We start from the raw sequence: 18,495 nt of genomic DNA, 5'->3' as shown, positions 1-18,495 counted from the left end.
ATTGACCCGTTCACAGCAAAGCTGTGAACGGGTCAATATACTCTTTCATAGACATCTGATCATACTCCAAATCTTCTTTTAGCTGATTTCGAATATACTCTTCAATCTTTTTCGCATTTTTTCTACGGTATCCACATAATATCCTCTGCACCAAAAATGTCGATCTCCATATTTATATTTGAAATTCGCATGTCTTTCAAATATCATAAGTGTACTTTTTCCTTTTAAATACCCTACAAAGTCTGACACACTCATCTTCGGCGGAATTTCAATTCCAACCACCCGCAGAGCACAACATCATAAACTTAAGGAAAAAATGGAAAGGAATCTGTTCGCAGGTTCCTTTCATTGTGTTAAAATATAGGCAGGGGTGTATATGATTAAATCTTATAAAACAAGATTTCAAAAGTTTTCTACATTATTATCTGATCCGGAAATTGCAAAATATGCGAGACAGAATGGAAACCATGCTTTTTCGAGAAAGCGAAAAATGCCCCTAAAAGACATGTCGCTATGCTGTCTTTCAAAAAAAGGGGCTTACCACGACATTTGAACTTAGAAACTATTTCAAAGAAAAAGGAGACTTGTCTATGCAGTTATCTGTCCAGGGATATCTACAACAGAGAAAACGTCTAAATCCGGAAATTTTCCCCTATCTGAACCGTAAATATCTTATGGATTTTTATCGTTCTGAAGAACCCAGACTGTGGAAAGGATATTTGTTAATCGCGATTGACGGGAGCAAGGCGGAAGTTCCAAACTCAAAGGATAACAGGGAAACATTTGGAAACAGCGGCAACCAGCATTCCGGGAAAGGGCAGGTACGGGCACTGGTAAGCAGAATGTATGATGTTTTGAATCATTTTTACCTGGATATTGAAATTGAACATATTTGCATCAGTGAAAACGAACTGGCAAAAAGAAACTTAAAACAATTAAAAAAAATTGGAATCAGGAAGCCGGTTGTCGCAGTTTTTGACCGTGGTTATCCTTCCTTAGAGTTTATTGACTTTCTGGAAACGGAAGGGATTCATTATCTGATCCGTCTTTCATCCAACGATTATATGGCAGAACGTAAACGGATGCAGTCGGCAGATGAAAAAGTCATTTTAAAACATTCATCTGCACGCCTACAAAAAATACGAAAAAAACATCCGGAACAATATGAACAGATGCAAAAGAAATGGAGCACGCTGGTAAGAATATCAAAATCGACTCTTCCCTCCGGGAATGAACTTGCGCTGATGACAGATCTTCCGGATACAATTACCGCAGAAGAATTAGCGGATTTATATTACCAAAGATGGGAAATTGAGAAGAAATACAATACTCTAAAAAACAAAATGAAATTTGAAAGTGTAACAGGGAAAGCCACAGTATATGTGCACCAGGATTTTGGGGCGCAGGTTTTAGTATATAACATGGTTCAGGACATTCAGAACAGTGCGGACGAAGAGGCCGCAGCAGCAGGACGGGAAAACAGGAATAAATATCCCATGCATACCAATGAAAATGTAGCCATCGGTCTTTTCAAAGAGACTATGCTAAAAATCCTTTTGGAACCGGAGGAAAAGAAGCGGATTAAAAAACTTGGAGAACTACAGGAAGAAATGGAGCGCTATGTACTTCCCATAAGGGAACTACCTGGAAAAGAGCGTAGAAAAAACATCTCAAATAAATATAAAAACAATCAAAAGAGTAGCTTTTAAAATGCTCATTCTCCGTTTAAAGGGCGATTATGGGCATTTTTAAGTTGTTAAAGTATACAGAAGGAGCTCTGTGAAGATTTCTCTTCGTTTTAATCTGCTCTTTTGAAATGAGTTTTTAGCAGGATAATATAAATGTGTAATATCTAATCTTAAGTTTATGATGTTGCGCAGAGCAGGTGGTTTATTTGTTCTCCAAAGTTTCGTTTTTCGGATCAGCGAAAAACTCCTCAATGGAGAACAGGGCCTTGCCCTAACAAGAGCGCCGTTTTGCAATTCTTGTGATTGCAAAACGGCTTTTTTTATAAATTCAGATCTCCCAGACCGGAAAGATAATGTTTGCATATATCCAGGAATTCCCTGTTCTTTTCAGCGAAAAAGCTGTTCTTCATCCACGCATAGTTAATGAACGTCTTACACTTAAAATCGTTAATAAAAATCTGGCTCATTACACCGCGATCCAGGTTTTTCTGCACGACAAACTTGTATACAAATGAAAGACCTACATTTTCAATGACAAGGTTGTGAATGCTATTGATGGTTCCGGTTTCCACAAAAGAAGCAAAATTATGTACATCCTGGTTGTAAGCGTGAAGGATAGAACGCAGATTGAGATAAGATTTTGAACCTTCTTCCCTGAAAATCAACCGATAGGGATTTAGCTCTTTAAAATCTACGGTTTTTCCGGCAAGCGGATGAGTGGGAGCACAGATGCAGATGGTTTCAGACTCAAATAATTCGTGGCATTCATATTCCTCAGGCGGGCAGTAGGTGTCCACAATACAAGCTGGATTCTTCCATTTGCTAATTGAACTAGCAAATCATCCGATTCACCCATATAGATGCTGACCTTTTTTTCAGGATATTTGTCCAGATATCTTCCCATCACTTTTGCAGCAAATGTTTCTCCAAATCCGGTCAGGGAGCCTAGTTTAAAAATGTCAGGTTCGTTGATGGGAACAGAAAGCCGGTTTTTTATGATTTCCGAATCAGCTTGTACAGATTGGGCGTATGCGCGGAGAAGCCGTCCCTGATCTGTCAGGTGAAGTCTTTTTTTCTCATCATAATAAAATAGTTTTGTTCCGTAATACTGTTCCAGATATTTGATGTGCTGTGTTACGGCTGGCTGCGTCATATGAAGCTTTTCAGCGGTTTTAGTATAATTTTTTGTTTCACAAAGCCCTAAAAAGGTACTGAGCTTATAATTTAACACAGATATACTCTCTCCTTTCTGCGTGAATATCTGTATAAGGCGGTTTAGTGGGTGGTGGGCTATATCGGATATGAAATAACGCACATCTGGCAGCAAGAATGCCTGGGCATTCTTGAATTTGTAGACCAAAATTCAGACTACAGTCTGTATAATACAGATTTATCACTTTATAAAATAACATAATTTCATTTTATTTGATTTATATGCTAAGATCAAGACAAAGAAAAATATTTTTCGTGAATTTCAAAAAAGTATACTAATCTGAATTCATTCATTGCATGACAAAAGAAAGGAGGAAATTTATGAATAAAAAACACCCATCTGCATGGGATCCAGCTATTATGTTGTTAAATATTTTAGTTTCTGTGATTGGTTCTATCATTGGTCTTGAGTTAATCGCCAGATTGGGAATCAGTACAAATACATCTATCATCGGTGCTCTGTTCGCAATTATTATTGCCAGAATTCCGTTGAAGATATTCCAGAAATATAAAGATATTAATACCCAGAACCTTGTCCAGACAGCTATGTCAGGTGCAACGTTCGCAGCTTCAAACGGTATCTTCTTATCCATCGGTATTCCTTATCTGTTAGGAAGACAGGATCTGGTTATTCCGATGCTGATAGGTGCTTCATTGGCGGTTATCATCGATGCAACCATTCTTTATAGAGTGTTTGATACAGAGATGTTCCCGGCAAAGGAAGCATGGGCACCGGGTATCGCAGCAGCTGAAGCTATGCTGGCAGTTGCTGAAAAAGGAAAGAACTCCGTTATCCTTATGATTGGTATGGTTGGCGGAATCGTCGGAAAGTTTTTTGGTATTCCGACCGATATCCTGGGCGTAGGCTGGATCGGAAATATGTGGGCTCTTGGTGCATTTGGTGTGGGTCTTCTGATTTCCGAATACACTCCGAAATTCTTCAACATCAAACTTGGCGATTATTATATTCCTCATGGTTTCATGATTGGTGCAGGATTCGTCGCTCTTATCCAGATGGTTCTGATTCTTCAGAAGAAGAGCAAGAAAGAAAAAGAAGCGGCAGCAGCTGAAGCCGCAACCGGAAAGGTAGAAAAGAAAGAATTTACCAGAAGCTTAAAGAGCATGAAGTTGTCCCTTGCAGGAGGTTTTGGCGCATATATTCTGGTATCCATTGTTATGGCAGTTATGTGTGGATTCTCAGCAGATATGAGTGCCGGAATGTTCGTATGGTGGATTATCTTTGCAGCCCTTTCTGCAATCATTTCCGAGTTAATTGTTGGTATCTCCGCCATGCACTCCGGATGGTTCCCGGCATTTGCAACAGCTTTTATTTTCCTGATTCTTGGAATGCTGTTTGGATTCCCGCCGGCACAGCTGGCAATCCTGGTTGGCTTTACTTCTGCAACCGGACCGGCCTTTGCTGATATGGCATATGACCTGAAATCTGGTTATATTGTCAGAGGCAACGGTGAAGATGTTCCGTTTGAGATGGAAGGAAGAAAACAGCAGTATATTGCAAAAATGGTCAGTGCTGTAATTGCAATTCTAGTTGTTCTCTTTACTTACAAAGCATATTTTGAAAAAGGAATGCTCGCACCGGTTGATGCCGTATATCTGGCAACCATTGATGCGGGAACTAATATGGCAGTAGCAAAGAACCTGGTTATCTGGGCTATCCCGGGAGCACTTCTTCAGGCAATTGGCGGTTCGAGCCGTCAGTTAGGTGTGTTATTTGCAACCGGTCTTCTGATTGCTTCTCCGATGGCTGGTATTACAGTACTCGTTGGTCTTCTGATTCGTTACATTATAATCAAGAAATATGGTGATCTCGGACAGAGCAAACTGTATATTCTGGGTGCCGGATTCATTACCGGTGCTGCACTGTACAGCTTCTTCAGCTCTACGATGAACCTTGGAAAGAAACTTAATAAATAAAAATATATATTATAGGAGGAACTTATTATGGAATATCCAATTGGCGTAGAAATGTCAAACACTTACTTATCATTTGAAGTAACAAATGCTGCTTTAAAACTGGTACGTGATTTCATGCTTGTAAAAGAGGGTGAAAATGTAGTTATCACCGCTGATACATCCGCAGATTTCCGTGTAGTTGAGGCGGTTGCGGGTGCAGCCTATTCAGTTGGTGCAAATCCGGTTATTATTCACTATCCGACTTCCGGAAAAGCGTTTGAAGAACCGATTCGCCCGGTTGCAGATGCAGTAGAGCATGCAGATGTATGGATTGAGTTAGCATACTATTGCTCTATGCATACTCCTTGCTTTAAAAAAGCATTGGAAAATGGTGCAAGATTTACTTGCTTAAATGGTATGGATGTTATCATGCTGGTAAATACGGTTGGCCGTGTTAACTATGATGTCCTGATTGAATTTGGTGAGTATCTGACAGATAAAGTTCATCGCTCAAATGAAGTAATTGTTACGGATAAGAACGGAACAAATTTAGTTGGCTACAATCAGGGACGTGGCGTTAAACATTCTGGACAGAGAGCAACCAAGAAGGGCTATCCGGTTATGTTAGGTGGTCAGGTAAGCTGGTGTCCGGTAGAGGAGACTATCAATGGTAAATTAATCTTTGATGCTGCTCTGTTCCCACCGGATACATTAGGCCTTCTTAACAGCAATGTAGAGTTGACCCTGGAAAAAGGTGTTGTAACAAAAATTGAAGGCGGAAAAGATGCTGCTATCTTCGAAAAATGGCTGAGTAAATTTAATGACCCGAATATGTTCCGTCTGGCTCATTATTCCATCGGCTTTAACCCGGGCGTAACCAAACCTACCGGACGTATTGTTGAGGATGAGAGACTCTTTGGATGTATCGAAATGGGTATCGGAAGTCAGGGAGCCAGCTTAATGGGAGCTTGCTGGGATGCTGCTTCTCATACAGATGGTATTGTTTCCAAACCGACGATTCTTCTGGATGGCTATAAACTGGAAGAAAACGGAATCTACGTAGATCCGGAAGCAAGAAAATTCTGTAAAGCACTTGGCGTTGAAGGATATTAATCATTACAATGGTAGTAAATATACCTAAATAATACATCTAATTAGGAAAGGGCGCTGTCAGAATTGTCAGCGCCCTATTATCTCAAAAACATTTATCCTAAACTTTCGTGTCAAATTGTATGTATGGGGAGATTATATTTATGGAAAGACAATCTAAAAATGAAAAGCTGCTTCAATATTTTAAAGATATCTGCCTTATTCCGAGACAAACCGGTGACGAGGAGGCTATCAGCCAGTATCTGCTTGATTTTGCAAAAGCCAGAGGCCTGCAGGCAGAACGGGATGCCCATCATAATGTGCTGATTCGGAAACCGTCAACGATTCCTGGGTATAACGGACCAACTGTTATTGTGCAGGGTCATATGGACATTGTCTATGAAAAGAGCGCAGATAGCACTCATAAGTATGAAGATGGTATCCATGTTGCAGAAGAAGATGGTTATTTGAAATCAGCGGATGGAACCTCTCTTGGTGCGGATAACGGACTGGCAGTTGCTTATGCAATGGATCTGCTGGATCGAAATGATCTGCCGCTTCCAGCTCTGGAAATTTTAATTACTTCCGGTGAAGAAGTAGGCCTAGAGGGAGTTAAGCATCTGGAACTTACAGATGTCAAGGGGAGTTATCTGATTAACCTGGATGCAGAAGAAGAAGGTGTTTTCTTTACGAGCTGTGCAGGAGGAGTCAGAACCGATCTTTCCCTTCCGCTGAAATATACGGGCTCAACGGAAGATATTACATATACATTAACTTTATGTGGATTAAGCGGAGGACATTCTGGCCTGGATATAGCTCTTGGAAAAGCGAATGCAATTCAGCTTGTGGGAAGAATTCTTTATCATATTGCTCCATTTGCACGTATTTCTTCGCTGGATGCGCCTGGAAAAGCAAATGCGATTGCATCTAAGGGAACGATTGTTATGCACACATCAAACCAGGACGAGGAGGCATTATTAAAAGTGCTTTCTAAACTGGAAGAAATGCTCACAGCACAGTTTTCTGAAACAGAAAACCTGTCATTCCGCCTGGAGAGGGAAGAGCAGAAAAAAGAGGTAACTGTGTTTACAGAGGAAACGGTGAATTTGATTATCGAGGCAATTACGTTTCTTCCGTGCGGCGTTATCAACCGAACCAGAGAAAATGTAGAAATGGTACAGACATCTTCTAATATAGGCAGTATGACGATTCAGGATGGAGCGCTTGAGTTCCTGTGTTCCGGAAGAAGTTCTGTGAAATTAGAAAAAGCACAGTTAAAAGAAAAAATGCAGATATTATCGAAGGCTCTGGGAATGAGCTGCACCTTCCATGGTGATTATCCGCAGTGGGAATATCGTAAAGAATCTAAACTTCGTGATATTTGTGCGAAGACATACCGTGAGTATTCTGGAAAAGATGCTGTTTTCACAGGAATTCATGCCGGAATTGAATGTGGATATCTGGCAGAAAAACTGGGAGAGCATATCGATATGATTTCCTGTGGTGCAAATCTTTATGATGTTCATACACCGCATGAAAAAGCAGATGTGGAATCTTTCTATCGGATGGAAGAAGTAATCATTGCGATCCTTCAGGAGATTGCAAAAGCTTAGTATTTAGCACAATATATTGTATTAAAGCCCCGGAATCACAAACTCCGGGGCTTTTGCCATGAATGTATGAAGTTTTACAGTCTTGAAATGACTGCTTCTACATATTCTTCTGTCGTTGCAGTTCCATGCAGATCTCTTGTCAGGTGTTTGCCTTCTGCCAGCACTTCATCCACAGCCTTGCGGATGCGTCCGGCGGTCTCATTTTCACCTAAGTACTCTAGCATCATGCAGGCAGACCACAGGAATGCGGTCGGATTTGCCAGGTGCTTGCCGGCAATATCCGGTGCGCTGCCGTGTACGGCCTCGAACATCGCATAGTCAGAACCGATGTTGCTGGATGGAACGAGTCCCAGTCCACCGATCAGACCGCTGCACAGGTCTGAAAGAATATCTCCGTACAGGTTCTGCATTACCATAACATCAAACTGGTTCGGGTTCATGACAAGCTGCATGCAGGTGTTGTCGATGATTTTATCATCACCTTCAATCTCCGGATATTCCTTTGCAATCTCTTTGAAAATGGAAAGGAACATGCCATCGGACATTTTCAGGATATTTGCCTTATGAATACAGGTTACTTTCTTGCGTCCGTTCTTTTTCGCATACTCGAATGCATCGCGGATAATGCGCTCGCTTGCCTGTCTTGTAACAATCTTAATTGCATGAACCGTATCCGGATTTACCTGCTCCTCTACACCAACATAAAGACCTTCTGTATTTTCGCGGAAAATCACGATATCCACATTCTCAAACGGAGTTTTTACGGCTGCGTTGGACTTAACCGGGCGGATATTGGCATACAGGTCATACTGTCCGCGGAGTGTTACATTCAGAGAGCGGAAGCCCTTTCCAACCGGAGTCGTAATCGGGGATTTTAAGAGTACTTTGGTGCGCTCAAAGGAAGCATATGCTTCCTCCGGAATCAGGGCACCATTGCGTTTCCACTCATCCTCACCAACATTGAAAATTTCATATTCCAGCGGAGCATCTACCGCCTTTAAGATTTTTAATACATTATCAACCAGCTCCGGTCCGATACCATCGCCGCGAAATACTGTAATTTTATGACTCATTTCTTTATCCTCCTTCTTGATTTTCCCATTCGTAACTGTTCAGTACCTTCACGGTCACGCGCAAAAATCCATTAAAAATTTCATCGAAAGCTGCCAGAACAGGCTGACAGCTTTTCGAACAAACAACTTCTCAATTAAATTTCACTTACAGAACAACTGCTACAATCAGATTATATACCGCACAGCAGATAACGCTGATAGGTACTGCTACAAAGAGAAGACGGTTGAATAAGTGATTTCGGTCCTCCTCGTTTCCGCAGGAACCAAGAATCAGGCTGCCGCCGGATGAGAACGGGCTGATCGCACTGCTCTGTGCACCAAGAATCGTGCAAGCAAAGAGCGCTGCCGGATTTAATCCGGTTGCTGCCGCAAGTCCCGGAATCAGCGGGAACAGGGCCGGTGCTACAACACCTGTCGTAGAGCTGAAGAAACTCATAAATGCGCCTACAAAGCTGAATGCCAGCGGAATCAGGCTGTCGGAACATTAGAACCAATCCATGCGGATAATGCATCAATGGTACCTGCCTGAACTGCAACGGCGATAAGCATACCGGCTCCGGCAATCATGAGGATGGTGTTCCACGGAACACGTGCAATCACTTCCTTCTGCGGCGCCAGGTCAAAGAGCAGTGCGATGATGGTAAAGCAGAATGCCACCAGTCCTACATCAACCTTTCCAGCAATTTTTCCAATCAGTTCATTACCAGGAACTGCCATCTTTAAGAGTGGGAATACCAGGACAATTACCATCATCAGAATCATTAAATGCAGGGTTGTTTTCTGCTTTTTATCAAAAGGTTCCGGACGGTTAAAGGTTACGCCCTTTCCGATACCGCGGTTGCTCTTGAAGCCAAAACGGAAAATCGCAATCAGAATCAGGGAAAATACAATCGCAAAGGCGAAAATTTTCATTTCATCTACAAAGGAATTGGTTGCTTCAATGGCCGCTTCTGACTCATAGGCAGTATCAATCAGACCGCGGAATACGACGCCCAGCGAAGCTGTGGGGAAGTTTCCGCCTGCCAGTGCACCGCAGTTGATCGCCACCGCACCGGTCAGCTTGTCCATCTTTGCTTCCTCACAGATAAGGATGGTAATCGGTGCCAGGAATGCCAGAACGGTAAAGTATGCAGCACCCATAACAGAAAGTACAACTGCTACAAAAAATAATGCAAAAGGAAGCATGCCCGGAAACTTACGGCACATATAGAGAAGACTGGCCGACATTTTTTCAAGGGTTCCATTCACAGCTGCAAAGTTGTAAAACAGTGATACTGACAAGATGACGAACATGGTGCTGACCGGCCAGAAGCCAATCAGTTCTTTTGTTTTCAATCCCATGCCAAAACAACCAATCAAGTATGCAAAGGCAATACAGAAAAATCCCGTATTGATTTTCGTTTTATATCCCAATATAACGGCAACCGCAATGGATGCCACCAAAACTGCACTTAACATATGACGCGTCCCCCTATTCTTCGATGCCCAACAGTTTTGCCGGAATAGTGTGTGTCATATGGTACACGTGTTCTTCCGGAATTCCATGATCTACCAGATACTGCATATATTCTGCCAGCGCCAGCTCCCAATGCGGGTTTTCTGTCTGGCCGCCATCGGTATCAACCATGACATTTTTATAGCCAACCTCTTTGATGAGTTCCAGGTTGTCTGCCAGATTGCTCTTATACTTTCCGCCGCCCATGTTCTGTGCATAGCAGCGCTCTAAGATAACGTCATAATCCTTTACCAGGCGAAGCTGATCCTCATGGCTCATGCCTACAATCCACCATTCCGGATGGGTTACAACGATGTTTTTTACTCCCATATCCCGGGCAGCTTCCACAACAGTGAAAATCTCCTCCGGTGCAATATGTGCGGTTCCCAGTACAGCGTTGTGGTCACGAATCAGCTCCAACACTGAACGCAGCTCCGGTACAATTTTACCATCTTTCACTACTTCCACACACTGGCTCAGATCCTGATTCATCTTCTGCATATGGTTTTTGGCCGACTGGGTCGGAAGCCATACTACCTTAGCACCCAGACGAAGCGCCACATCGACTGCCTTCGGATTGATGCCGCCGACTACCTTGTTTAAGGTAATGCTGCCAAACATCGTAAAATTGTTCATTTTCCCGTGTACAATCTCGTTGTGGCGGTTGCACAGATACGCCCGATCCATCGTGGTTCCCTGATGCGTCTTGATGACGATAGCGCGTGCCCCAACCCGGATCGCCGCCTCCATCAGTTCGAAATCATCATACGCCCGCAGACGCAGATCTGGATTCGTGTGAACGTGCATGTCGATAACACCCTTCATTAAATCCTGTTTCATCTTGCTTATTCCTCCTATTTGTAATCGTCCACAGAGGCTTTTTCAAAGCAGCGTTCCCTCGCCGGATTCCTATTCGATTTTCCAGCCGTCGCTTCAGTCTCTGCCATTGATTTTTGCTTATTTTTATCTTATACTATTTTTGTTATCGGAGAAAGGCAAGATTTGTTATACCAGATATCGGAAATTCCGATATCTCGCGAGGGGGATTCTCATGGATTTAAAAGAACTAGACTATATCGTAACCGTCGCTAACGAGGGGAGCATCTCCCGCGCGGCCGAAAAATTGTTTATGGCGCAGTCAAGCTTAAGTCAGGCAGTCCGCCTATTTGAACAGGATCTGGGAACGCCGATTTTCGTCCGAACAGCCCGCGGAGTCCGTCCAACCTCTGCCGGGGAGGCGTTTATTTTCCATGCCAGACAGATTTTACAGCAGTACCAGGAGGCGCGCAGTGAGGCTTCGGATATTGAAAATTTAAAGGGCGGCACCGTCATCTTCGGCATCAGCACCTACCGGGGGACGTACCTGCTGCCGCCGGTTCTGAAAAAATTCCATGCCCTGTATCCACGGGTTCACGTGGAGATCTGTGAGATGGACAGCATTGATCTGGAAAATAAGATTTTAGAGGGACTTTTAGATCTGGCGCTGATCGCCGCGCCGCCGGTCCGAATCAAACACGGTGTGGATTCCCTGATGCGGGATGAGATCATGATCGCCACTACCGCCGATCACCCGGTCATGAGGTTTGCGAAGCCATGCGAATCGGATCCGGAACAGATGTGGATCGACCTAAAGGACACCGCACCATTTGAATATATTCTGGGCCCGCCCAGCACCGTCCTCGGACGGACTGCCCGCCGGTCCTTGCGCGAGGCAGGTGTGGAACCTCTGGGGCTCGACACCTACCTCTCCGCCTCCTTTGCTGCGGCGATGGCGCGGGAGGGGGTCGGACTCGCGTTTACCTACCGTTCCTGCCGCATCATGCGGGATGAGTTCCGCTATCTGCGGATCGGGAAAGATGGTATTTTCCTCGATCTGGCGCTCGCCTGGCCCGCTGGAAAATACCGCTCGCGGGCGGCGATGGCGCTCGCGAAGCTGTTTCAGGAGATGGCGCCGGAGCTGCTGCGGAAATAATTTTCGCGAATTAAACATCAAAACAAAACGTTTCAGCGCTGCTGGATTTACCGTTTTTCCGTTTTCTAACCATTTTCATTCTATCAAAAACAGCCGCCCCGCGATTCATTTCATCCTTCGCGAAGCGGCTGTTCTTTTAACTATATTTACTCAAAGCAAACCCGCTCTGCCCCTTCAATCTGAAGAGTGGTCTGGTAGAATTTCGTCAGTGCGCGGATTGCGTACTCAACGTCCTTCACACCTGCCGTTTCGTAGCAGGAATGCATCGCAAGCTGCGGCAGACCGATATCGACGGCATGGACGCTGACCTGCGTGTTGGAAAGGTTTCCAAGGGTGGAACCGCCTAAAATATCACTGCGGTTTGCAAACACCTGAACCGGAACACCTGCCTCATTGCAGACATTCGTAAATACCGCACGGCTGAATGCGTCCGTGGTGTATTTCTGGTTCGCGCTCTCCTTGATGACGATACCTTTGTTCATCCAGGAGCAGTTGACTGCATCCGTCTTCTCCCCGTGGTTCGGGTGAACGGCGTGTGCGTTGTCGCAGCTTACGAGGAAAGAACCGGCAACTGCCTGATAGTAGTCCTCCGGCGTCTTGCCAAGTGCGCCGTTGATGCGGTGCAGGACATCCTGTAAGAAGGTGGACATCGCCCCCTGCTTCGTATTGGAACCAACCTCCTCATTGTCGAAGCAGCAGTATACGCTGACATCGCGCTCATTCTTCGCCTCCAGGAATGCTTTCAGGGAAACGTAAGCGCACTGTAAGTCGTCCAGTTTCGGACTGGAAATGAACTCGTCCGCATACCCCCAGATCGTACCCGGCTGGCGGTTTACAAGGAAGAGATCCTTTCCTAAAATATCCTCCGCTGCCACACCAAGCTCTTTCGCAATCATCGCGTCAAACGCGCCTTTTTTCAGCTCACCGGCAGAGAACAGCGGGCATAAATCAACCTGACGGTTGTATTTGTATCCATTGTTCACCTCACGGTTGAAATGAATCGCTACGTTCGGAATGATGAGCAGGTCTTTATCGATGTACAGAAGTCTCGCGCTCACGCCCTGACCGTCTTTTACCAGTACACGGCCTGCAACGGTCAGAGGGCGGTCAAACCAGGTGTTGTCGATCATGCCGCCGTATGCTTCCACATCGAGGCGCAGATACTCGCCCGGACCATTTAACTCCGGTACATTCTTGATCTTGTAAGTCGGTGAATCACTGTGGGAGGCGCACATCTGGAATGGTAATCGCCCAGTTCCTTTCCGACGCGGAACGCAATGATACTGGAATGGTTGCGGATCGTGTAATACGTTCCGCCCTGCTTCACGTCCCAGCAAGTTCTCTCCGGCAGATAGGTAAAACCTGCCTCATCCAGCATTCCCTTGATCGTCTCAATCGAATGAAACATACTCGGGCTGTTCTCAATAAAAGTCAATAATTCCTTCGCAGCATTCATCATGCAGACTTCCCTTCTCTCTTCTTAATCGCCGGTAAAATCAGTCCCAGTGCTACCAGAACGACTGGTGTGATGACATTCAGCATGGTTGTGTACAGATCACCCTGTTTGTACATACCTAATAAGCAGCAGGCTGCGGTCAGGATAAAGCACCATGCGCCAAAGCCCAGTGCCACTCCGTTGTTCTTCACAAAACGATACTCGCGCTCAAACTTATCTGAATGTTTGCGAAGCATGAAGTACGCAAAGAATACCCACAGATAACGCATCGGCATGGTAACCGAATTAAGCTGTGTCAGCTGGCGCAGAACCGTATCCGCATTCGGAACCAGAACCTGAGCCAGAATGATGGAACCGGACAGGATGACTACCATCCAGATACCATTGACGTAAGCGCCAAATTTGTTTTTCTTTAAGAGCTTGGTCGGGATGAACTGACGCGCATCCTCGTTGTCAAGCAGCATACGAAGCGGTGCATCGATGCTGACTACCAGCGTCGAGAACTGGCCGATCGCGTTGCAGGCTGCATAAATGATCATAATCAGGTTTCCAACGCCGTAATACTCACCCAGTTTCTGGAATGCCCAGTACTGTCCATTCGCATTGTAAGAGTCAAAATTAGCCTCAACCAAGGATACATCGAACATCATACCCATCGCGATTGTACCGAAGATCGCGCAGACGATTACCATGATCGCTGCAAAAATCATACTCTTCGGGAATCCCTTGGACGGATCCTCTACCTTGTTTACATATGGGGAGATCTTCTCACAGCCGCCGACTGCAAATACAAGGATGGACAAGCTGCTGAAATACTTCCAATCAAAATGCGGAATCAGGTTTTTCAAGCTGAAATCCACCGACAGGTAACCACCGTTCGGATTGATGACCGGTGCAGCAAACATCAGCAGAATGTACAGGATACTCATGACAAACATACTGGTTCCCGCCAGGGTAGCCAGTTTCTTTAACGGGTTTAAGCCGCGGCTTGCAACCCAGCAGAAGAACAGCAGTACCGCAAAGGTAACTAACTGAACCGCTTTCGTGTTAAAGGACGCATACTTCTCTGCGTTCTGGAAAATCATCCAACTCAGCGCTTTCAGACCGCCGGATCCCTTCGATGCGATGTAGGTGACATGGCAAGCCCAGTAGGTCCAACCTGCGTAGTATGCAGCCTTCGCGCCGGTTGTCTCATGAATCCAGGAGCTGACACCGCCGCCCGAATTCTTAAATGCGGAACCAAGCTCTCCGACCATCAGTGCGTACGGTACAAAGTACAGTGCGAACATCAGAATCCAGGAGAAGATAACCTGTGTTCCATTGAAGTATACGAAACCATTTAAAACGTTTCCAAATCCCCAGAGGGTGGAGAAACACATAAAGGAAAGCATATACCACTTGATTTTGTTTTGTTGTGATTTGTTCATATCTTATTTTCTCTCCTTACTGAAAGTATCTTTTTTATTTTCTCATATGCTGCGTTAATTGTCAAAAGTATTTTTTTATTAACCCAGTATTTTCCAGTCCGAATCGGTAGTATTCTGTAGTTTGTGGCTATTTTTTGTTAAATCCATACAATATGCACCTATTTTTTCCCCAAAAAAAGCGGCGATTCGAAAGAAAACGCCGCTTTTTGCCTCTTGTTTTATAAATATTTTATTATATCATTTTCGATATACACAGCTCCTCCAGCGCCACGTTAACCCCCGCGCAGAGGAAGTGCCAGAAACTTAACTTCTGTCCCTACTTCATGTAACCTTTCAGCGCCCACTCATACGTCTCGATCGCCTGCTGCAGGTTCATGTTAGCTGTCTCCTTATCGATCTGCTTTTCCAGTACGGAGACTTCCTCGCTCTTGTACTCCATCTGGGTCGTCATGCCAAGCTCCAGCTTCTTCTGCATCGCATTCATCGCCTGCGTCTCTGCTGCCAGAGACGCATCGGCAAGCTGCAGGGCTGTCTGCTTCTGCATGATGTCGTTGTAGAGTGTCTGCATACTGGAGCGGATCGTCTGCTCCTGGTTCTTGATGGTGCGGTCCATGTTTTTCTTATCAGCTGAACCTTCTGCCATATTGGCATAGCCGCGCTTATTGGACTGTAAGGACAGGTTCTGTTGGAGCGCCGTCTGTGTGTCCGCCGCCAGGTTCATTGCCGCGATCCGTCCAAGATCCGCCTGCGGCAGATCCTGGATATCCGGTTCCGCGTCATAGGTCCAGCCGGTCTGGACGCAGAGCTGCTGGTGCTGGGTCTGAAGCCCCGCTTTCGTCTGTGTCAATGTGGATTGAAGCGACTGCAGCGATTTCTGTGCATTTAACACATCAATCTGGGTCGCCTGACCGAGCTGCTGGCGTTTCTGAGTCATCTGCAGTGTCAGTTCCTGCAGTTCCAGCGATTTCTCCATCAGCGGAATTGTCTTTTTGACCTGATTATACGCCGCAAACGCTGCCTCTACCTGTACCACGACCGCATCCTGGCTGTTCATATAGTCCAGACGGTCCATCTCGCTGTCGCGGTAGGAGGCATCGGCCGACTGCTGCGTTTTTAATGCATTCTGCTCGACCATCACCGATGCAGACATCAGGCTGGCATACGCACTTGCCATGCCCGGCACTGCCAGATAATCCTCAATCTGGTCTGCCTGATCCCGCAGGTTATCCGCGCTGTCATACAGGTCATTTGCCTGATTGTACTGCTTATCCTGCACTTCCTTCGCATTCTTTGTATCGCGTCCTGCCTGATAGGTTGTCTGGTTGTTTAAATACGTCGGGTTGTACTCCTGTACCAGATACGGCAGCTCGCTGTATTCCATCACATTGTCCTGAAGCTTCGCCCATGTATCCGCATCGTAGGCGAACTGCGGGCTGGCAGCCAGCGCCGCAAATGATCCCTGCAATGCCAGAACCGCTGCTGCCGCTGCGCTCAGAAGCGCCGTTTTCCTTCTTCTATGTTTCATTTCCGGTTCCTACTTCCTTTCTGTTCCCATTCACGTTACGGTTCACGCATACGTGTCCAGTAACGGAATTTGCCGTGGCTTCGCATTTAAATACGGCAAATTCCTGACGAACTACTTGCTTACAATCAGGCCTCTAACTGCCCACTCATAATTTTCCACCGCTTTGGTATATTCCAGCTCGGCGGTCTTATACGATGCCACGCTGCTGAGCCAGGAACACTCAAGCCCCAAATAATTGGCTCTTGAGAGCATTCCCAGTGCGTTCTGGCGCTTTGCCGCCTCGTAACTCTGCGCGGCCGCCTGATATCCGGCTGCTGCACTGTCATACGCCTGCTTCTTGGATACTACCGCCGCATAGAGGTTCTGGATTGTGATCGCCACCGAATCCTCGGTATAAGCAACGTTTCTTTTTTTGACCGTACGGTTGGAAGAACCCGTTGCCTTATTTGCACGTACCGACATCAGATCATAATTCGCACTGACTGCCGCCTGTGTATCGGTACCCAGATCCATTGCCGCGATCCGGGACGCATCCGGAACCGGCACATCCGCAAAGGTTACCGGCGCATCCGCGCCAAATCCAAGTAGCATTAAAATATTCTGTTTGAGCTGCAATGCCCCGTTTTCTGCCTGCTGGGCGCTGGAATTGGCCTGTTGCAGCGCCTTCTGCGCCGTCAGGACCTCCTGCGCAGAAGCACGGCCGAGCGCCTGCATCTTCTGTGCGGCATCGGCATTTACCTGGCACATTTCCACATTCTTTTTCGCTGTTTCCACCTGCGGGAGCAGTTCCTCATACTGGATGAGCAAGTTCTGCACCGCCTTGACTAACTTATTCTTTGTCTGACGCAGGGTCCGGGCATAGGTGCCGGAAAGCTCCTTGTTCGTAAGCTTTGCCCCCTGTTTGCGCAGCTCTCTCGCTGCCGCCTTGTAGCCCTCAAACAGCTCTCTCGTCTCCGCATCCATATCGTCGGACTTCAGGTCCATCGCATCTTCCATGAGGGCGCTCGCCTCTGCCGCCAGGGCAGTTCCCGCCGACTGGCTGGTCGTCTGGCTGTAGAGCTGGGAACGCAGGTTTAAGTACGTGCTGTTGTACCCCTCGATTCGCCATGCGATCTCGCCATATTCCAGCGTCCCATCCTCTAGCTGTTCTTTGGTGTACGGGGAAGTTTCCTCCTCCACCTCGGTATTGCCGCCCGTCAGCACCGGACCGGTCGCATCGTCGCCAACCAGCGCATCTGAGCCGATCCCCGGCGTTTTAGCCGCATATGCCGGCATCGTCATAGCCGTGCTGACTAACGCCGCCTGTAAAAGAATGGCAAACAGTTTTTTCCTGTTTTTCTTCATCTTACTCATCTTCATTTCCTTTCGGCGCTCTGCGCGCCCGCTCCCGATTCTATCCCAGCGCCCCGTTTCAGGATGCCGAGTGTCAGGGCAAACCGTTCCCGGATACGGTTTTCCGGAACTCCGTCGTGAAAGCTCTTGATCTCCATCGCGATCGCCATCATCGCCATGCGGAAAAAACTCATATATTCCTCCCAGCCCATCTTCCGCAAGGATTTTCCCACGCACGACTCATAGGCGGCACGTTCCAGCTTCCGTCCACGCACGGCGCGTGGACTGTCCGGATCGGAGCTGAATATATCAAAGATCAGCGCCTCGCGGCTGCTGCACTCCATGATGTTGCGGATGAAATCGGTGCGTCTCTCATCGCGGCACAGGGCAAGCGAACCGTTTAAAAACTGCCCTAACATCTCCCAGATGTCCCCCTGCGCCTCTTCAAGGCAGCGCACGCCGCACTCATAAAATTCATTGATAAAACTCTCACACAGATATCCTAAAACATCCCATTTACTGTCAAAATACGTATAAAAACTGCCCCGGGAGATCCCGGCATCTTCTATCATACGGTTGAGCGATGCTTTTTCTATCGTTGTCCGCGTATATTCAGCCATACACGCGTCCCGGATTTTCTTCTGTTTTTCCTCCGGCAATCGCTTAAATCGTTCCGACGGCATCTTCTTCTCCCCCTTT

16 protein-coding genes and 1 pseudogene are annotated in these 18,495 nt (G+C 46.3%); 5 read left to right on the top strand and 12 right to left on the bottom strand.

All coding sequences use genetic code 11. From position 1 onward, the window contains the following. Positions 1-10 precede the first annotated feature (10 nt). A pseudogene (gene tnpA, locus DW085_RS15330) lies at positions 11-267 on the bottom strand (IS200/IS605 family transposase); the annotation flags it as partial. Between the two features lie 323 nt (positions 268-590). Between tnpA and DW085_RS15325 the strand changes: the two are divergent. Beyond that, positions 591-1,709, top strand: a complete 1,119-nt coding sequence (locus tag DW085_RS15325; RefSeq protein ID WP_243034058.1) for an IS4 family transposase — start codon at positions 591-593, stop codon at positions 1,707-1,709. 670 nt (positions 1,710-2,379) lie between these two features. On the opposite strand, the gene DW085_RS15315 is transcribed toward DW085_RS15325, so the two are convergent. After that, complete coding sequence (locus DW085_RS15315; protein WP_182430901.1) at positions 2,380-2,919, bottom strand: LysR family transcriptional regulator; 540 nt, start codon at positions 2,917-2,919, stop codon at positions 2,380-2,382. A gap of 302 nt (positions 2,920-3,221) precedes the next feature. Here DW085_RS15315 and DW085_RS15310 point away from each other — a divergent pair, with 302 nt between their 5' ends. The 3 genes from DW085_RS15310 to pepD all read left to right on the top strand — a co-directional run bounded on the left by DW085_RS15310 (position 3,222) and on the right by pepD (position 7,516). Beyond that, a complete protein-coding gene (locus tag DW085_RS15310) occupies positions 3,222-4,835 on the top strand; it encodes an OPT/YSL family transporter (RefSeq protein ID WP_243034057.1) in 1,614 nt (537 codons plus the stop codon). A gap of 27 nt (positions 4,836-4,862) precedes the next feature. Further along, complete coding sequence (locus tag DW085_RS15305; RefSeq protein WP_118493435.1) at positions 4,863-5,927, top strand: hypothetical protein; 1,065 nt, start codon at positions 4,863-4,865, stop codon at positions 5,925-5,927. A gap of 140 nt (positions 5,928-6,067) precedes the next feature. Further along, a complete protein-coding gene (gene pepD / locus DW085_RS15300; protein ID WP_182430900.1) occupies positions 6,068-7,516 on the top strand; it encodes a beta-Ala-His dipeptidase in 1,449 nt (482 codons plus the stop codon). Between the two features lie 74 nt (positions 7,517-7,590). On the opposite strand, the gene DW085_RS15295 is transcribed toward pepD, so the two are convergent. The 4 genes from DW085_RS15295 to DW085_RS15285 form a co-directional block, all read right to left on the bottom strand. Further along, positions 7,591-8,589 (bottom strand): isocitrate/isopropylmalate dehydrogenase family protein, encoded by a 999-nt coding sequence (locus DW085_RS15295; protein ID WP_118493431.1) that lies wholly within the window; start codon positions 8,587-8,589, stop codon positions 7,591-7,593. Between the two features lie 145 nt (positions 8,590-8,734). Continuing rightward, complete coding sequence (locus tag DW085_RS19975; protein WP_243015341.1) at positions 8,735-9,025, bottom strand: hypothetical protein; 291 nt, start codon at positions 9,023-9,025, stop codon at positions 8,735-8,737. A gap of 32 nt (positions 9,026-9,057) precedes the next feature. Further along, positions 9,058-10,047 carry an SLC13 family permease gene (locus DW085_RS15290; RefSeq protein WP_243034056.1) on the bottom strand — a complete coding sequence of 330 codons (990 nt, stop codon included), beginning with the start codon at positions 10,045-10,047 and terminating at the stop codon, positions 9,058-9,060. A 13-nt stretch (positions 10,048-10,060) separates the two neighbouring features. Further along, complete coding sequence (locus tag DW085_RS15285; protein WP_118493429.1) at positions 10,061-10,924, bottom strand: DUF6282 family protein; 864 nt, start codon at positions 10,922-10,924, stop codon at positions 10,061-10,063. A gap of 211 nt (positions 10,925-11,135) precedes the next feature. Here DW085_RS15285 and DW085_RS18915 point away from each other — a divergent pair, with 211 nt between their 5' ends. Then, entirely contained in the window at positions 11,136-12,056 is a 921-nt protein-coding gene (locus DW085_RS18915; protein ID WP_182430899.1) for a LysR family transcriptional regulator, read from the top strand. Positions 12,057-12,202: 146 nt separating this feature from the next. Here the strand turns inward: DW085_RS18915 and DW085_RS15270 are convergent, their stop codons facing one another. The 6 genes from DW085_RS15270 to DW085_RS15250 form a co-directional block, all read right to left on the bottom strand. Then, the gene (locus DW085_RS15270; RefSeq protein WP_347475120.1) at positions 12,203-13,291 is read right to left on the bottom strand and encodes a M18 family aminopeptidase; all 1,089 of its coding nucleotides are present in this window, start codon (positions 13,289-13,291) and stop codon (positions 12,203-12,205) included. Further along, positions 13,234-13,515 carry a hypothetical protein gene (locus DW085_RS20685; protein WP_347475119.1) on the bottom strand — a complete coding sequence of 94 codons (282 nt, stop codon included), beginning with the start codon at positions 13,513-13,515 and terminating at the stop codon, positions 13,234-13,236. The genes DW085_RS15270 and DW085_RS20685 overlap by 58 nt, the downstream gene beginning before the upstream one ends. Next, the gene (locus DW085_RS15265) at positions 13,512-14,939 is read right to left on the bottom strand and encodes an amino acid permease (protein WP_107001735.1); all 1,428 of its coding nucleotides are present in this window, start codon (positions 14,937-14,939) and stop codon (positions 13,512-13,514) included. Before DW085_RS15265 ends, DW085_RS20685 begins: the two co-directional genes overlap by 4 nt. A 316-nt stretch (positions 14,940-15,255) precedes the next feature. Then, positions 15,256-16,464 carry a TolC family protein gene (locus DW085_RS15260; protein WP_118469379.1) on the bottom strand — a complete coding sequence of 403 codons (1,209 nt, stop codon included), beginning with the start codon at positions 16,462-16,464 and terminating at the stop codon, positions 15,256-15,258. 111 nt (positions 16,465-16,575) lie between these two features. Next, complete coding sequence (locus tag DW085_RS15255; protein WP_181357260.1) at positions 16,576-17,817, bottom strand: TolC family protein; 1,242 nt, start codon at positions 17,815-17,817, stop codon at positions 16,576-16,578. Positions 17,818-17,819: 2 nt separating this feature from the next. Beyond that, positions 17,820-18,479 carry a TetR/AcrR family transcriptional regulator gene (locus tag DW085_RS15250; RefSeq protein WP_107001738.1) on the bottom strand — a complete coding sequence of 220 codons (660 nt, stop codon included), beginning with the start codon at positions 18,477-18,479 and terminating at the stop codon, positions 17,820-17,822. Between the last annotated feature and the right edge of the window lie 16 nt (positions 18,480-18,495).

Source organism: Clostridium sp. AF50-3 (genome assembly GCF_003477445.1).
Lineage (GTDB): Bacteria > Bacillota > Clostridia > Lachnospirales > Lachnospiraceae > Otoolea > Otoolea fessa.
This window is presented reverse-complemented; position numbering and strand designations above follow the sequence as displayed.

Coding starts and splice junctions, on each gene's coding strand:
- DW085_RS15265 (WP_107001735.1), bottom strand. CDS start 14,939: ATGAACAAATCACAACAAAACAAAATCAAGTGGTATATGCTTTCCTTT.
- DW085_RS15285 (WP_118493429.1), bottom strand. CDS start 10,924: ATGAAACAGGATTTAATGAAGGGTGTTATCGACATGCACGTTCACACG.
- DW085_RS19975 (WP_243015341.1), bottom strand. CDS start 9,025: ATGAGTTTCTTCAGCTCTACGACAGGTGTTGTAGCACCGGCCCTGTTC.
- DW085_RS15295 (WP_118493431.1), bottom strand. CDS start 8,589: ATGAGTCATAAAATTACAGTATTTCGCGGCGATGGTATCGGACCGGAG.
- DW085_RS20685 (WP_347475119.1), bottom strand. CDS start 13,515: ATGATGAATGCTGCGAAGGAATTATTGACTTTTATTGAGAACAGCCCG.
- DW085_RS15270 (WP_347475120.1), bottom strand. CDS start 13,291: ATGTGCGCCTCCCACAGTGATTCACCGACTTACAAGATCAAGAATGTA.
- DW085_RS18915 (WP_182430899.1), top strand. CDS start 11,136: ATGGATTTAAAAGAACTAGACTATATCGTAACCGTCGCTAACGAGGGG.
- DW085_RS15250 (WP_107001738.1), bottom strand. CDS start 18,479: ATGCCGTCGGAACGATTTAAGCGATTGCCGGAGGAAAAACAGAAGAAA.
- DW085_RS15310 (WP_243034057.1), top strand. CDS start 3,222: ATGAATAAAAAACACCCATCTGCATGGGATCCAGCTATTATGTTGTTA.
- pepD (WP_182430900.1), top strand. CDS start 6,068: ATGGAAAGACAATCTAAAAATGAAAAGCTGCTTCAATATTTTAAAGAT.
- DW085_RS15255 (WP_181357260.1), bottom strand. CDS start 17,817: ATGAGTAAGATGAAGAAAAACAGGAAAAAACTGTTTGCCATTCTTTTA.
- DW085_RS15260 (WP_118469379.1), bottom strand. CDS start 16,464: ATGAAACATAGAAGAAGGAAAACGGCGCTTCTGAGCGCAGCGGCAGCA.
- DW085_RS15325 (WP_243034058.1), top strand. CDS start 591: ATGCAGTTATCTGTCCAGGGATATCTACAACAGAGAAAACGTCTAAAT.
- DW085_RS15290 (WP_243034056.1), bottom strand. CDS start 10,047: ATGTTAAGTGCAGTTTTGGTGGCATCCATTGCGGTTGCCGTTATATTG.
- DW085_RS15305 (WP_118493435.1), top strand. CDS start 4,863: ATGGAATATCCAATTGGCGTAGAAATGTCAAACACTTACTTATCATTT.